Annotated in this window: 13 protein-coding genes; 6 read left to right on the top strand and 7 right to left on the bottom strand. The window is 62.2% G+C overall.

Translation table 11 applies throughout. The annotated features are described in order from the left end of the window. Positions 1-11: 11 nt before the first annotated feature. Both L6D80_RS09260 and fabV read right to left on the bottom strand, forming a co-directional pair. Complete coding sequence (locus L6D80_RS09260; protein ID WP_176515646.1) at positions 12-920, bottom strand: alpha/beta hydrolase family protein; 909 nt, start codon at positions 918-920, stop codon at positions 12-14. A gap of 156 nt (positions 921-1,076) precedes the next feature. Then, positions 1,077-2,288, bottom strand: a complete 1,212-nt coding sequence (gene fabV / locus L6D80_RS09255; protein WP_054899159.1) for an enoyl-ACP reductase FabV — start codon at positions 2,286-2,288, stop codon at positions 1,077-1,079. Positions 2,289-2,599: 311 nt separating this feature from the next. On the opposite strand from fabV, the gene L6D80_RS09250 reads away from it, so the two are divergent. Both L6D80_RS09250 and L6D80_RS09245 read left to right on the top strand, forming a co-directional pair. After that, positions 2,600-3,778: an acetyl-CoA C-acetyltransferase gene (locus L6D80_RS09250; protein ID WP_176515644.1), complete on the top strand. Its 1,179-nt coding sequence runs from the start codon at positions 2,600-2,602 to the stop codon at positions 3,776-3,778. A 169-nt stretch (positions 3,779-3,947) separates the two neighbouring features. Beyond that, positions 3,948-5,435: a methylenetetrahydrofolate reductase C-terminal domain-containing protein gene (locus tag L6D80_RS09245; RefSeq protein ID WP_176515642.1), complete on the top strand. Its 1,488-nt coding sequence runs from the start codon at positions 3,948-3,950 to the stop codon at positions 5,433-5,435. On the opposite strand, the gene yjiA is transcribed toward L6D80_RS09245, so the two are convergent. From yjiA to L6D80_RS09230, 3 genes are all read right to left on the bottom strand, one after another. Further along, positions 5,395-6,372: a GTPase gene (yjiA, locus tag L6D80_RS09240; RefSeq protein WP_054899156.1), complete on the bottom strand. Its 978-nt coding sequence runs from the start codon at positions 6,370-6,372 to the stop codon at positions 5,395-5,397. The genes L6D80_RS09245 and yjiA overlap by 41 nt on opposite strands. Before the next feature lie 143 nt (positions 6,373-6,515). Further along, positions 6,516-6,713 (bottom strand): YbdD/YjiX family protein, encoded by a 198-nt coding sequence (locus tag L6D80_RS09235; RefSeq protein ID WP_008094130.1) that lies wholly within the window; start codon positions 6,711-6,713, stop codon positions 6,516-6,518. A gap of 13 nt (positions 6,714-6,726) precedes the next feature. Beyond that, complete coding sequence (locus L6D80_RS09230; protein ID WP_054899155.1) at positions 6,727-8,793, bottom strand: carbon starvation CstA family protein; 2,067 nt, start codon at positions 8,791-8,793, stop codon at positions 6,727-6,729. 162 nt (positions 8,794-8,955) lie between these two features. Here L6D80_RS09230 and L6D80_RS09225 point away from each other — a divergent pair, with 162 nt between their 5' ends. Continuing rightward, a complete protein-coding gene (locus L6D80_RS09225) occupies positions 8,956-9,318 on the top strand; it encodes a PilZ domain-containing protein (protein ID WP_054899154.1) in 363 nt (120 codons plus the stop codon). Positions 9,319-9,581: 263 nt separating this feature from the next. Next, positions 9,582-11,099: a nucleobase:cation symporter-2 family protein gene (locus L6D80_RS09220; protein WP_176515640.1), complete on the top strand. Its 1,518-nt coding sequence runs from the start codon at positions 9,582-9,584 to the stop codon at positions 11,097-11,099. A 96-nt stretch (positions 11,100-11,195) separates the two neighbouring features. Here the strand turns inward: L6D80_RS09220 and radA are convergent, their stop codons facing one another. Then, on the bottom strand, positions 11,196-12,563 hold the full coding sequence (gene radA / locus L6D80_RS09215; protein WP_054899152.1) for a DNA repair protein RadA: 1,368 nt from the start codon (positions 12,561-12,563) through the stop codon (positions 11,196-11,198). A 179-nt stretch (positions 12,564-12,742) separates the two neighbouring features. Between radA and mscL the strand changes: the two genes are divergently transcribed. Continuing rightward, complete coding sequence (gene mscL, locus L6D80_RS09210; RefSeq protein ID WP_176515638.1) at positions 12,743-13,162, top strand: large-conductance mechanosensitive channel protein MscL; 420 nt, start codon at positions 12,743-12,745, stop codon at positions 13,160-13,162. Positions 13,163-13,230: 68 nt separating this feature from the next. On the opposite strand, the gene L6D80_RS09205 is transcribed toward mscL, so the two are convergent. Continuing rightward, positions 13,231-14,007, bottom strand: a complete 777-nt coding sequence (locus L6D80_RS09205; RefSeq protein ID WP_054899150.1) for a ferredoxin--NADP reductase — start codon at positions 14,005-14,007, stop codon at positions 13,231-13,233. 202 nt (positions 14,008-14,209) lie between these two features. Here L6D80_RS09205 and L6D80_RS09200 point away from each other — a divergent pair, with 202 nt between their 5' ends. Beyond that, on the top strand, positions 14,210-14,923 hold the full coding sequence (locus L6D80_RS09200) for an autoinducer binding domain-containing protein (RefSeq protein WP_176515636.1): 714 nt from the start codon (positions 14,210-14,212) through the stop codon (positions 14,921-14,923). Positions 14,924-14,943: the final 20 nt, after the last annotated feature.

The following is a 14,943-nucleotide window of genomic DNA, read 5'->3' as shown; positions in this document are numbered from 1 at the left end:
GAGCGGCCCACTCACCTGATGAGCCGTGTTTCCCACGGCTTTGGCACCTCGCCTCGCTGCAACCACTGCAGTGCAATCGGCCACAGGCTGTCGCGGAACCGGTCATGGAAAAACGCGAAATGGCCAATGTCATCGACCGAGATATCCACAGGCGCAATCCGCAGATGCAGCCGCTCGGCACCTTGCAGATACCCTAGCAATCGCTCTGTCGCCGCTACGGTGCCAAACGGGTCATCGGTGAGGCTGATTGCCAGCGTCGCTGCCCGCACCTGTGCAAAGGGCACCCTCTGCAACCTGCGCCCGCTGGGCCGATGCTCATAGCGCGGGGTACGGGTAGTCCAGTCATGTACGACACCGGCAGGGGTGTCTTCCATCCAGCCCAGGCGCTTGCCCGGGAAGTAACCGAATACCCGGGTCAGCAACGGCATCACCACGTGCCATTTACCGAACAGCCGCCAACGCTGATCGGCGGCGTAGTCGCGCCAGTAGGCAAACTGCGCACCGACCATTACCACCCGTCTGACCTGCCCAGCAGACGGCGCCAGCCCCACGGCGCAACCGCCGAAGCTGTGGCCAACGACATCCACGGGCTGCCCAGGAAACGCCTGGGAGGCGTAGGCCAGCATGGCTTCGAAATCCAGCTGGCCCCAGTCGCTCCAGGAGGCCTGGAAACCGCGCAGTTCAGGCGGCCGCGATTCGCCGATGCCACGGTAGTCATAGGTCAGTACGTCGCAGCCCTGGGCGAACAGGTAGTCGGCAAAGCGCGAGTAATAACGGCAGCGCACGGACGTGGCGGCGTTGATGATCACCAGCGGGCGTTGGGGGTTGGCCTGGGCATGACGCCAGTAGAAGCCGCCGAGGCTGTAGCCGTCGGCTGTGGTGTGGCGCAGAGGTGTGGCGGGCTGGGTGAGGCTGCTCATGGCGCGCTTTCCTGTTGTTGTGCGCCAACGCTAGCAAAAAAACTTTGGTCTGTACCGGCCGCTTCGCGGGGCAGGTCCGCTTCGACAGGTTTTGGCAGCGCCTACTTCCTGTGTGGGCGTGGGCTTGCCCCGCGAAGGGGCAAGCCCAGGTGCACCTTACAGCTCGATGCAGTCGAACTTCACATCGGTCGCTACGTCTTCGTCGTAGTTGACATCAGCGCGCTCGAAGCCGAACAGGTTGAGGAACTGCTTCTTGTAACCGGCGTAGTCGGTCAGCTCGAACAGGTTCTCGGTGGTCACGGCTGGCCACAGGGCCTTGCAGGCGCCTTGCACGTCGTCACGCAGCTCCCAGTCGTCCAGGCGCAGGCGGCCTTTCTCGTCGACCTCGGCAGGCTGGCCATCGGCACGGAACATACGCTCACGGAACATGCGGTCGAGCTGGTCCTGGGTACCTTCGTGAACACCCTTCTCCTGCATGATCTTGAAGACCATGGACAGGTACAGCGGCATGACCGGGATGGCCGAACTGGCCTGGGTCACCACCGACTTGAGCACCGCCACGTTGGCGCCGCCTTTCACGTCACTGGCCAGTTTCTGGTTCAGGCGCAACGCGGTTTCGTCCAGGTCCTGCTTGGCCCGGCCCAGGGCACCGTGCCAGTAGATCGGCCAGGTGATGTCGCTACCGATGTAGCTGAATGCCACGGTGCGCGCGCCTTCGGCCAGCACATCGGCGCCAGCCAGGGCGTCGATCCACAGCTGCCAGTCCTGGCCCCCCATGACGGTGACGGTGTCGGCGATTTCCTGCTCGGTGGCCGGCTCGATGCTGGCCTCGATGATGGTGTCCTTGTTGGTGTCGATGGCGGTCGACTTGTACGGCTCGCCGATCGGCTTGAGCGCAGAGCGGATCAGCTCACCGGTCTGCGGCAGCTTGCGCACGGGCGAGGCCAGCGAATAGATGACCAGGTCGACCTTGCCGCCCATTTCGTTCTTGATCAGCTCGATGACCTTGGCACGGGCTTCGTCGGAGAAGGCGTCACCATTGATCGATTTGCTGTACAGGCCTTCGGCCTTGGCGAACTTGTCGAACGCTGCAGCGTTGTACCAGCCGGCAGTACCGGCCTTGGTTTCAGTGCCTGGTTTTTCGAAGAAAACACCCAGGGTGTCGGCCTTGAAGCCGAACGCCGCAGTGATGCGTGCAGCCAGGCCGTAGCCGCTGGATGCGCCAATGACCAGGACCTTCTTGGGGCCATCCTCGCGCACGCCCAGCTTGCGGGTGGCTTCGATCTGGTCACGGACGTTGAGCTCGCAGCCCTTCGGGTGAGTCGTGGTGCAGATGAAACCGCGAACCTTAGGATGAATGATGGCCAATGTCTGTACCTCGTCAGGTTTATGCCGGGAAGCGCCGCCTTGGGCGATTCCAATTGATCAGAGGGTGAGACTACCCCCACAGGTTATCCGACACATATTACGGGGTGATTGGAGGGATGCAAAACGGCCATGGCCGGTTTCGCTGTTTGCCGCCGGGGCCGGTCGACGCACCGACCCCGCCGGGACGGCCCCCTATTCATTTGCTTTCCACATCAATCCCTAAGAAAAACAAACTTAACAAATGAGCCGAAGCCGCCGATGCTGGTAACACTGCGCCCATCCGGCGCCCACCCTGCACGGAGAACAACAAGATGAACGATGTGGTCATCGTCGCCGCAACCCGCACCGCGATTGGCAGCTTTCAAGGCGCCCTGGCCACCGTGCCCGCCGTTGACCTCGGCGCTGCGGTGATCAAGCAGTTGCTGGAGCAGACCGGACTGGCCCCGTCCCAGGTCGATGAGGTGATTCTCGGCCAAGTCCTTACCGCAGGCGCCGGACAGAACCCCGCCCGCCAGGCCGCGATCAAGGCCGGCCTGCCCTACACCGTGCCTGCGCTGACCTTGAACAAAGTGTGCGGTTCGGGCCTGAAGGCCCTGCACCTGGCAGCCCAGGCGATCCGCTGCGGCGACGCCGACGTGGTGATCGCCGGCGGCCAGGAGAACATGAGCCTGGCCCCATACGTGATGCCTTCGGCACGCACCGGCCAACGCATGGGCCACGGGCAACTGATCGACAGCATGATCACCGACGGCCTGTGGGATGCTTTCAATGACTACCACATGGGTATCACGGCAGAAAACCTGGTGGAGAAGTATGCGCTCACCCGCGAGCAGCAGGATGCTTTTGCCGCCGAATCGCAACGCAAGGCCGTTGCCGCAATCGAAGCCGGACGCTTCAAGGACGAAATCACGCCAATCGTACTGGCGCAAAAGAAAGGTGACCCCAAGGTCTTCGACCGTGATGAGCAGCCACGCCCGGACACCACCGCCGACTCCCTGGCCAAACTGCGTCCTGCGTTCAAGAAAGATGGCAGCGTCACCGCAGGCAACGCCTCCAGCCTGAACGATGGTGCGGCGGCCGTGCTGTTGATGAGCGCAAACAAAGCCCAGGCCCTGGGGCTGCCGGTGCTGGCGAAAATTGCAGCGTATGCCAGCGCGGGCGTCGACCCGGCGATCATGGGCATTGGCCCCGTATCGGCCACCGAACGTTGCCTGGCCAAGGCCGGCTGGCAACTGGCCGACCTGGACCTGATCGAGGCCAACGAGGCGTTCGCCGCACAGGCCCTGGCGGTTGGCAAGGCGCTGGAATGGGATGCTGAGCGGGTCAACGTCAACGGCGGGGCGATTGCCCTGGGCCACCCCATTGGCGCTTCGGGGTGCCGGGTGCTGGTGACCCTGCTGCACGAGATGATCAAGCGCGATGCCAAGAAAGGCCTGGCCACGCTGTGCATTGGCGGCGGTCAGGGCGTGGCATTGGCGATCGAGCGCTGATTCAGGCCTGACCTGGCCAGTATCGGCCCTGTCGTCGGCAAGCCGCGACAGGGCCGGGGCAGAACCTGCGAGGTGTCTCATTCAGAGCAGCAAGCTGCGCCCTCGGACATGACCCCACCCACGGCCTGCCGCACAATGGCACCCTGAACAACCCAGGTAACCCACAGCCATGAGCCTGCTGAAATCGGCGCTACGCGACAAAACCTTCGTCTGCGTCATGGAATTCGTACCCAAGCCCTCGGCGCAACGCTTCGCCGCCATGGAAGCAATCATGGCCCGCGGGCACCTGTGCGGCTGGCCAATGTCCCTGGCCGTCGGGGACCGCGTCAGCAGCCCGCTGGACCTTTCGCCGTTGGACGCGCTCTCCAGTTTCAGCAGCCCCTTCCCTGCCCTGCCGCACTTCTCTGGCAAGGACCGCGAACGCCACCACCTGCTTGCCCAGCTGCAACGCATGGATGCCGCCGGCCTCGATCAGCTCTTGCTATTGACCGGCGACCGTCTGCCCGGCCACCAACCCGGACAACGCCCGGTACGCTACCTGGAGTCGGTCGCTGCCCTGCAGATCGCCCGCCAGGCGTGCCCGCACTGGTTGCTCGGGGCCGCACTCAACCCTTTCAAATACCGTGAGGAAGAAGGCGGCGCGCAATATTTCAAGGCCGAGAAAAAACTCGCCGCAGGCGCTGACTTCCTGACCCTGCAATTGGGTTTCGATGCCAACAAGCACCAGGAAGCCATGCACTGGATGAGCCGCCAGGCCACGCCGAAACCGATGCTGGCATGCCTGATGAGCCTGACCCATGGCCGTGCGGCAATGCTTGACCACGTCGCCGGTGTCACCGTGACACCGTCGATGCGGGATATGCTCGAAGCCGAAACGGCGGTATCGAAGGCCTACGCCCAGGCACGCAGCGTCGACCGCCTGGCTCTGCAGATCATGGGTGTGCGGTTGATGGGGTATGCCGGGGTGCACCTGTCGGGGGTTCACGCGCTCAACCAACTGCTGGACCTGGAAGCGCGCCTTGAGTATTGGCAGGCACGTATCCATTCAATGCAGCAGTGGGCACCCGCCTGGGCTGAAAGCTGGCAGATGCCGGGCCTGCCCGCGGTAAGCTTTCATCCACCGCAGGCGGCCTGGCGCCAGGGTGAGTCCACCGTCCGTGCAAGCAGCAGGGAGAAACTGCGCTATCACCTGCTGCACGGGTTTCATGGCCTGCTGTTCAGCCGCGGCAACTGGCTGAGCCAGGCGTTCGGCTGGGCCGTGCGCCGACCATTGTGGGCCACGGCGCGGGGCGCTCGCCTGCTACATGGCCTGGAACGCAGCGTAAAACGCCCGCTGCTGGGCTGTGATACCTGCGGCCGCTGCCGCCTGGAAGACACGCTCTACATCTGCCCGGAAACCTGCCCGAAAGGCCTGGCCAATGGCCCCTGTGGCGGCACCGAGCTCAACCGCTGCGAGTTCGGCGACCGCGAATGCATCCACAGCGTCAAGTACCGCACCGCCAAGGCCGTGCAGCAAACCACGGTGCTCAGCGAGCGGCTGATCCCGTGCATCGAGGAGCAAAGCCGCCACCGCAGTTCATGGCCGCAATGGTTCGAGGCTCAGGCGCCGCACCGGCTCAGCCCGCAGCCAGCGCCTCGAACCCAGCCCGAATCTTAGCTTCGGGCAGATCATCGGCGATGAATACCATCACGCTTTCGCGCGTTTCGCCCTCGGCCCATTCGGCATCCCAGTCAAAGCCGTAGAGCTTGAGCACGCCCTGGAACACCAGACGGCGGTCTTCACCGGCAATGTTCAGCACCCCCTTGTAGCGCAAGAGTTGCTTGCCGTGGGTTTCCAGCAGCGCATTCATGAAGTCGCTGAGGCGGTCGATGTCCAGCGGGGCCTCGGTGCGCAATACCAAGGTGGAAATACGATCCGGCGTGGCGGGCTTGAGCACTGGGCGCAGGCCCGGCCTGAGGTTGGCGCCCAGGTCGGGGTTGAGATTGAAACCACGCACATCGAGCAGCTCGGCCAGGTCGATACGGCCCTGCTCGACCACGCCGATGGCTGCACGGCCATTGATGCGCCCCAGGCGCTCGCGCAGCGCTGCCACGGCGGCTGGCTCGACCAGGTCGGTCTTGCTCAGCAGCAGGCGATCGGCAAAGCCTACCTGGGCCTGGGCGATAGTCTGGGTCAGGTGCAGCTCGGCGTGAGCCGCATCGACCAGGGTGATGATGCCATCGAGGATGTAGCGGTCACGCAGGTCTTCTTCAATGAAGAAGGTCTGCGCCACCGGCGCGGGGTCGGCCAGGCCGGTGCATTCGATCACCAGGCGGTCGAACGCGATCTCGCCAGCGTCCAGGCGCTCGAGCAGCAGGTAAAGGGCGCGGGTCAGGTCGCCATGGATACTGCAGCAGACACAACCGTTGGCCAGGGTCATGACCTGCACCGGCTCGTCGCCCAGCAGTTGGCTGTCGATACCCGCCTCACTGAACTCGTTCTCGATCACGGCAATTTTCAGGCCGTGCTCGGCCTTGAGCATGTACTTGAGCAGGGTCGTCTTGCCGGCACCGAGAAAGCCGGTCAGGACGGTTACAGGGATAGGGGTGTGCACGCAGAAATTCTCCTGGGCGGAAAAACGGTGGCCTCATCGCCGACACGTCGGCTGCCACAGGTCCCCCTGGCCTCAAGGGCTGGGGAGCATCGGTGGCAGCCGGCGTGCCGGCGATGAGGCCGGGACAACCTGAAGCTAAGGGTTCAACAGCACTTAGGCCCGGACTTGCCACCGTAACGGGCTTCCTGGCGCTCGCGGAAGAACGCCTCGTAGCTCATCACCGGCTTGTCCGGGTGCTTGGTCTGCATGTGCTCGACATAGTTGTCGTAGTCGGGCATGCCGACCATCAGGCGGGCTGCCTGCCCCAGGTACTTACCCAGTCGACCCAGGTCGTTGAACATCGCAGCATTCCTCTCAAGCGTCAGGCAGGGCCTGGAACGGGGTTTCCTTGTCGGTGCGTTCCTTGCGGCCGAGGGCGGCATAGCCGACCTTGACGGCGAAGAACAGCACACTGAATACCACCACCAGGAACAGCACGGTCAGGCCGGCGTTGGTGTAGGCGTTGAAGATCACGTGCTGCATCTGCCCGATGTCCTTGGCCGGGGCCAGTACCTGTCCGGCGTCCAACGCGGTGCTGTATTTCTTGGCCAGGGCCAGGAAGCCAACCGCCGGGTTCGGGTCGAACAGTTTGATCAGGCCTGCGGTGGTGGTGCAGATCAACAGCCAAACAGCCGGCAGCAGGGTGACCCAGACGTAGCGTTGACGCTTCATCTTGATCAGCACCACGGTGCCCAGCATCAGGGCGATACCGGCCAACATCTGGTTGGAGATGCCGAACAGCGGCCACAGGGTGTTGATGCCACCCAGCGGGTCGATCACGCCCTGGTACAGCAGGTAGCCCCACAGCGCTACGCAGCCTGCGGTGCCAATCAGGTTGGCCGTCCACGACTCGGTACGTTTGAGCGCCGGTACGAAGCTGCCCAGCAGATCCTGGAGCATGAAGCGGCCGGCACGGGTACCGGCATCCACTGCGGTGAGGATGAACAGCGCCTCGAACAGGATCGCGAAGTGGTACCAGAACGCCATGGTGTTCTCACCCGGCAGCACCTGGTGCAAGATCTGGGCAATACCGACCGCCAAGGTCGGCGCACCACCGGCACGCGCCAGAATGGTGTGCTCACCGATATCGCGAGCCACGGCTTCAAGCTGCTCGGGCGTGATCAAGAAGCCCCAACTGCTGACCGTTTGCGCCACCGACGCGACGTCGGCGCCCACCACTGCGGCCGGGCTGTTCATGGCGAAGTACACGCCCGGTTCGATCACCGAGGCAGCGACCATGGCCATGATGGCGACGAACGATTCCATCAGCATGCCGCCGTAGCCGATGTAACGGGCGTTGGTTTCGTTGTCCAGCAGCTTCGGCGTGGTCCCCGAGGAGATCAGCGCGTGGAAGCCGGACACCGCGCCACAGGCGATGGTGATGAACAGGAACGGGAACAGGGTGCCCTTCCAGACCGGCCCGGTGCCATCGGTGAACTGGGTCAGCGCGGGCATTTTCAGCTCTGGCGCGATGATCAGGATGCCGATGGCCAGGCCGACGATGGTGCCGATCTTGAGGAAGGTCGACAGGTAGTCACGCGGCGCAAGGACCAGCCAGACCGGCAGCACCGCAGCGACAAAGCCATAACCCACGAGCATCCAGGTGATCTGCACGCCGGTGAAGGTGAACGCCGGGCCCCAGACCGGATCAGCGGCTATCTGGCCCCCCAGCCAGATAGACCCCAGCAACAGCACCACACCCACGATCGAGATCTCGCCGATGCGGCCCGGGCGGATATAGCGCATGTAGATGCCCATGAACATCGCGATCGGGATGGTCGCCATCACGGTGAACATACCCCATGGGCTTTCGGCCAGGGCCTTGACCACGATCAGCGCCAGCACCGCCAGGATGATGATCATGATCAGGAAGCAGCCGAACAGGGCGATGGTGCCAGGAATACGGCCCATTTCCTCGCGCACCATGTCGCCCAGCGAGCGACCGTTACGGCGTGTGGACAGGAACAGGACCATGAAGTCCTGTACCGCACCCGCCAGCACCACACCGGCGATCAGCCAGAGCGTGCCGGGCAGGTAGCCCATTTGCGCAGCGAGCACAGGCCCGACCAATGGGCCGGCGCCCGCGATGGCGGCGAAGTGGTGACCGAAAAGAATGTGCTTGTTGGTCGGGACGTAGTCCAGACCGTCGTTGTTGAGCACCGCGGGGGTGGCTCGGCGGGGGTCGAGTTGCATCACCTTGGTGGCGATGAACAGGCTGTAGTAGCGATAGGCGACCAGGTAGATGGCGACCGACGCGACCACGATCCACAAGGCATTGATCGCCTCGCCGCGACGCAGGGCAACCACACCCAGCGCGCAGGCTCCTATGACTGCCAGCGCCAGCCACGGAATGTGGCGTAGCAGGCTATTATTGTTGTTCATGGTTTACTTCCAGCTGGTGGATTGGAAAAGACCGCCCATCGAGTCTAGGGCCAGTCAAGGCGCATTGCCACACTTGCTTTGGTCTAGAGCCTCTGCGGCTAGATCGCGGTACCTGATGCACACACCCTAACTATAGTCAGGATGTCACTCGAGGATCCGCCCATGAGCGATCATGACGAACGCCGACGTTTCCAACGCATAGCCTTCGACGCCCCCACCGAACTGCGCCAGGGCGACCGCCGCTGGCCGGTCAACCTGCTCGACCTGTCGCTCAAAGGCCTGTTGATCGAGCGTCCGGAGCCCTGGGGTGCAGACCTGACCCAGGATTTCGACGCCATCATTCACCTGGATCACGCTGTGCGGGTGCAGATGCAGGTCGAACTGCGCCATGAAGAACCCACGCGGTTGGGGTTCGTCTGCCTCTACATCGATATCGAATCGATGAGCCATTTGCACCGTCTTGTGGAATTGAACGTGGCCGACAGCACCGAAATGATGCGCGAGTTGCGCGAACTCATCGAATAATGGGATCTCTTAGCTAGCTAATAGTTTTCCCACCTTTCGTTTCCTGTCTACCCAGACAGCTTTGTGGCTGGGTAGCCAGACTTTGTACACACCCCTCTAACACAGCCTCTGTCGACTTGGTACGCGATCTGCATTGTGTTCTTGCACACGCCACAAGCCTGCTTGTTCGCGCTCCGATCAAAATATTGTATACAATTGTTGTGGCAATCATTTGTCGGAAGTGTCTACAGTAGCGGCACAACAATAAACAGAGAGCCTGCTCAATGACTACGTCCCCTAGCACGTCTCCCGCCAAGCGCCCCGAGGACGAAAATCTCGGCCTTGGCGCCAACCTGGCTTATGGTCTGCAGCATGTGCTGACCATGTATGGAGGGATCGTCGCGGTACCCCTGATTCTGGGGCAGGCCGCGGGCCTGAACGGTGCCGAAATCGGTATGCTGATCGCCGCGTCGCTGTTTGCCGGTGGCCTGGCAACGCTGCTGCAAACCCTCGGCCTGCCTTTCTTCGGTTGTCAGTTGCCGCTGGTACAAGGCGTGTCGTTCGCAGGCGTGGCGACCATGGGGGCGATCCTCAGCAGTGAAGGCGGCGGTGGCTTGCCAGGTGTGCTGGGTGCGGTGATGGCGGCCTCGCTGATTGGTTTTTTGATCACGCCGGTGTTCTCGCGCATCACCAGGTTCTTCCCACCGTTGGTAACCGGCATCGTCATCACCACCATTGGCCTGACCTTGATGCCGGTGGCCGCACGCTGGGTGATGGGCGGCAACAGTGCTTCGCCAGAATTCGGCAGCGTGGCCAACATCGGCCTGGCGGCGCTGACCTTCGCCATCGTGCTGGTGCTGAGCAAACTGGGCAGCGCGACCATTTCACGGCTGTCGATTCTGCTGGCCATGGTGTTCGGTACGCTGATCGCCTGGGCGCTGGGCATGACCGACTTCAGCAAGGTTGCCGAAGGCCCGATGCTGGCCTTCCCCACGCCGTTCCACTTCGGTATGCCGACCTTCCACATCGCGGCCATTCTGTCGATGTGCATCGTGATCATGGTGACCCTGGTAGAAACGTCCGCCGACATTCTTGCCGTGGGTGAAATCATTGAAACCAAGGTCGACTCCAAGCGCCTGGGCAACGGCCTGCGCGCCGACATGGCATCGAGCATCCTGGCGCCGATCTTCGGCTCCTTCACCCAAAGCGCCTTCGCCCAGAACGTCGGCCTGGTGGCCGTGACCGGCGTCAAGAGCCGCTATGTGGTGGCCACCGGTGGCGTGATCCTGGTGGTGCTCGGCCTGTTGCCGGTCATGGGTCGAGTGATTGCCGCAGTGCCTACGCCGGTGCTGGGTGGGGCGGGCATCGTCCTGTTCGGCACCGTGGCCGCCAGCGGTATCCGCACGCTGTCGAAGGTCAACTACAAGAACAACGTCAACCTGATCATCGTTGCCGCCTCGCTGGGCTTTGGCATGATCCCGATTGCCGCACCGAACTTCTACCACCACTTCCCGAACTGGTTCGAAACCATCTTTCACTCAGGCATCAGCTCCTCGGCGATCATGGCCATCCTGCTGAACCTGATCTTCAACCACTTCACTGCTGGCAACTCAGATCAGCAGTCGGTGTTCGCCGCAGCCTACGAGCGCACGATCCAGTATTCGGACATCTCAGCACTGAGGGATGGGGACTACTTCAAGGATGGCAAGCTGTTCGATGCCGATGGCGTTGAGGTGCCCGTGCTGGAACTGGACGAACAGGGTAATGCGGCGCCCAGGCGTACGCCGGTTGCCGAGCATTGACTGCTGACTGAGGCGTGACGTGGAGGGAGCCGATGCGCATCGTCGGCTCCCTTTTTTGTTTACCTGCACCGGCGAGAGGGCCGGTAGAGACAACCCTTACTCGAACAGAGCATCCAGGGCCTGCTCCAGCCGGGTCACCGCGATCACCTGCAACCCCACCGGCGGCTCCTTCGGCGCATTGCCCTTGGGCACGATGGCCCGCTTGAAGCCATGCTTGGCCGCCTCCTTGAGGCGCTCCTGGCCACTGGGCACTGGCCGCACCTCCCCGGACAGGCCAATCTCACCAAACACCAACAGCCCGTGGGCCAGCGGCCGGTTACGCAAACTGGACATCACTGCCGCCAGCAAGGCCAGGTCCGAGGCGGTCTCGAGCACTTTCACGCCGCCGACCACGTTGAGGAACACGTCCTGGTCGTGGGTGGGAATCCCACCATGGCGGTGCAGCACCGCCAAAAGCATGGCCAGGCGATTCTGATCCAGGCCCAGGGTGACCCGCCGCGGGTTGGCCAGGTGGCTGTCATCGACCAGCGCCTGTACCTCCACCAGCATCGGCCGAGTGCCTTCCCAGGTGGCCATGACCACACTGCCGGGCACTTCTTCCTGGGTGCGGTTGAGGAAGATCGCCGATGGGTTGGACACCTCCTTCAGGCCACGGTCGGTCATCCCGAACACACCCAGCTCGTTGACCGCACCAAAGCGGTTCTTTACCGCACGCAGCAGGCGCAGACGGCCATCGGACTCGCCCTCGAAATACAACACGGTGTCGACCATGTGCTCCAGCACACGTGGCCCGGCCAGCGACCCCTCCTTGGTGACGTGGCCGACGAGGAAGATCGCTGTGCCGCTCTGCTTGGCATAACGCACCAGCAACGCCGTGCTTTCGCGCACCTGGGCTACACCGCCGGGCGCGGACTGCAACTGCTCGGTAAAGATGGTCTGGATCGAGTCGATGACCATGACCCGCGGTTTTTCCTGCCGCGCCGTGGCGATGATGGTTTCGATACAGGTTTCTGTCATCACCTTAAGCTGGTCCTGGGGCAAGCCCAGGCGCCGGGAGCGCATGGCCACCTGCTGCTGTGACTCCTCCCCCGTGACGTACAACGCCGGCATGCCCACCGCAATGTTGCACAAGGTCTGCAGCAGGATGGTCGACTTGCCGATGCCGGGGTCGCCACCAATCAGCACGACCGAGCCGTCGACCAGGCCGCCGCCCAGAACACGATCCAGTTCGGTGCTGCTGGTGGTGAACCGTGGAATCTCTTCGACACTGACTTCAGCAAGGGTCTTGATCTGCGCCTGTTGCCCGGTCCAGCCGGCACGCCCGCTGGGCGCCGCTGCGCCACCGCTTTCGATCATGGTTTCGACCAGAGTGTTCCAGGCCCCGCATTCACCACACTGGCCAGCCCATTTGGGGAAGGTCGCGCCACACTCGGTGCAGCCATACAAGCGCTTGGCCTTGGCCATGGGCAGGGTCTCCTGGAAAAAAACTGCCATGATAGCCGAGCCAGACGTGTCTCGAACGCCTCGGGATGCGACAAAACTATTCGTTCTAACCGCAGTCAGTAGCCCTGAACACAACGCATGAAGCGTTTTAGTGGCTTACACTGCGTTAACCTCACCATTTGTTACAAAGGAATCGAAACATGGGAATGATCAGTGAGTTCAAGGCCTTCGCGGTCAAGGGAAATGTCGTCGACATGGCAGTCGGTATCATTATCGGCGCCGCATTCGGCAAGATCGTCTCTTCTTTCGTCGGTGACGTGGTCATGCCGCCATTGGGGCTGCTGATCGGTGGTGTGGATTTCAGCGACCTGGCCATCACGTTGAAAGCGGCCGAAGGGGACGTCCCGGCCGTGGTACTGGCCTACGGCAAGTTCATCCAGACCGTGATCGACTTCCTGATCGTGGCCTTCGCCATCTTCATGGGCGTGAAGGCGATCAACCGCCTGAAGCGCGAGGAGGCGGTGGCACCTAGCGCCCCACCCGTACCCACCCCTGAAGAAACCCTGCTTACCGAGATTCGCGACCTGCTCAAGACGCAACAGCAGAATCGCCTGCCCTGACGGCATGCGCCGCTGCAAGCTGCAAGCAAAGCCGAACACGGCGCCTGCTTACAGCTTGCAGCGTGCGGCTACCAGTAGTTTTCCACCGCCACCTGCCCGGGCCGCTTGCTCAGGCTCAGTTGCAGGTCACGGGCCTTGAGCACCTTGCGGGTCTCATCGATCATCTCAGGGTTGCCACAGAGCATGATTCGAGAATGCTCAGGCGACAGTTCCAACCCTGCGGCCTTCTCCAGTTCGCCATTTTCGATCAACGTGGTAATGCGTGCATTCAGGGCACCTGGGTGCTGCTCACGCGTGACCACCGGTATGAACTGCAACTTGCCTGCGAACTCGGCCAGGTAGTCACGCTGCTCCAGCCCGGCGATATCATCCAGATACGCCAGCTCCTTCGCCTCGCGGACCGAGTACACCAGCTTGATGCTGTCAAAACGCTCCCAGGCCTCGAAGTCCTGCAGGATCGACATGAAAGGGGCTATGCCAGTACCGGTCGCCAACAGCCAGAGGTCGCGCCCACCGACGAAACGATCGAGGGTCAGGAACCCAAATGCCTGGCGGTCGATCAGCAGGGTATCGCCCTCGCCCAGACGGCTCAGCTCGCTGGTGAACTCCCCGCCCGGTACCACGATGGAAAAGAAGTCGAGAAACTCGTCATGTGGCGCACTGACCATCGAATAGGCACGCCACACCACACTGCCATCGGCCTTGGTCACACCAAGCCTAGCGAACTGGCCGGCCCGAAAGCGAAACCCGGCGTCACGGGTAACCCGCAGGCTGAACAGGTTCGGCGTGAGTGGCTGGACGTCGAGCAGGGTCTGGCGGGTAAATTTTTCGGCACTGGCGGTCATGACGGGCTCCATAAATTGCATGCGCCCAGTGTCGCGCAAAGTGGCGTGGATAAAAACCGCTGGTGTGTGGGGATAACGCAACATGATCGCGCATATATCATAAAAAATCATGGCATCTATAACGAAAAGACCCAACTCTGCACTCAGTCTTTTCTAAACTCATCCCGTACAGATTGGATCCGGGCCCGAGGGAAGGTGATATATGCCTCATTGGAATCACGAATACCTGCACAGCTTGACCAGCGAGCGAACACCCCAGAGAGCCTTCGACCTCGCAGTACACTTGGTGCAGGATCTAGGTATGGAATTCCTGGGACTGAAGATTCGTATCCAGCTCGCCGCTCAAGCCCCCAAGCTCTACCTCTACAGTAATTATTCGAAAGCCTGGATCGAACGCTATCAGCGCGATGAGTTCTACAAACAGGACCTCGCCGCAACCAGAAGCCACAGCTCGACCACGCCGGTGCTGTGGACCGACGAGCTGTACCGCGAAGCCCCGCAATATCGCGAACAAGCGTGCCTGCATGGCTTGCGCCACGGCTGGACACAGTCGCTGCACGATCTTCAACACAACGAAAGCCAGGTCAGTGTCGCAAGGCCCGCAGACGAGGTAAGCATCGCCGAGCTCTACGAAAAGGCCGGTCGGGTACAGTGGTTGTGCCACACGCTGCACGACATCGTTTGTCAGTACCACCTGGCCAAGCTCAGCCTGCCCCACCCGAAGATGAGCGAGCGAGAACTCGAGGTCCTTCGATGGTCAGCCGCCGGCAAGACAGCCGCCGATGTGGCCTGCATCTTGTCCCTCTCGCAAAGCACCGTGAACTTCCACATCCGCAGTGTCATCACCAAGACCAACGCCTCCAACAAAGCGGGCGCCATCGCCATTGCCATGATGCGTGGCCTGATCGATCAATAGCCATGCCTGCGACCTTCGGC

The sequence above is a fragment of the Pseudomonas ceruminis genome (assembly GCF_021602025.1).
Taxonomy (GTDB): Bacteria; Pseudomonadota; Gammaproteobacteria; order Pseudomonadales; family Pseudomonadaceae; genus Aquipseudomonas; species Aquipseudomonas ceruminis.
The sequence above is the reverse complement of the archived record's forward strand: the minus strand, read 5'-3'. Positions and strand labels throughout refer to the sequence as shown.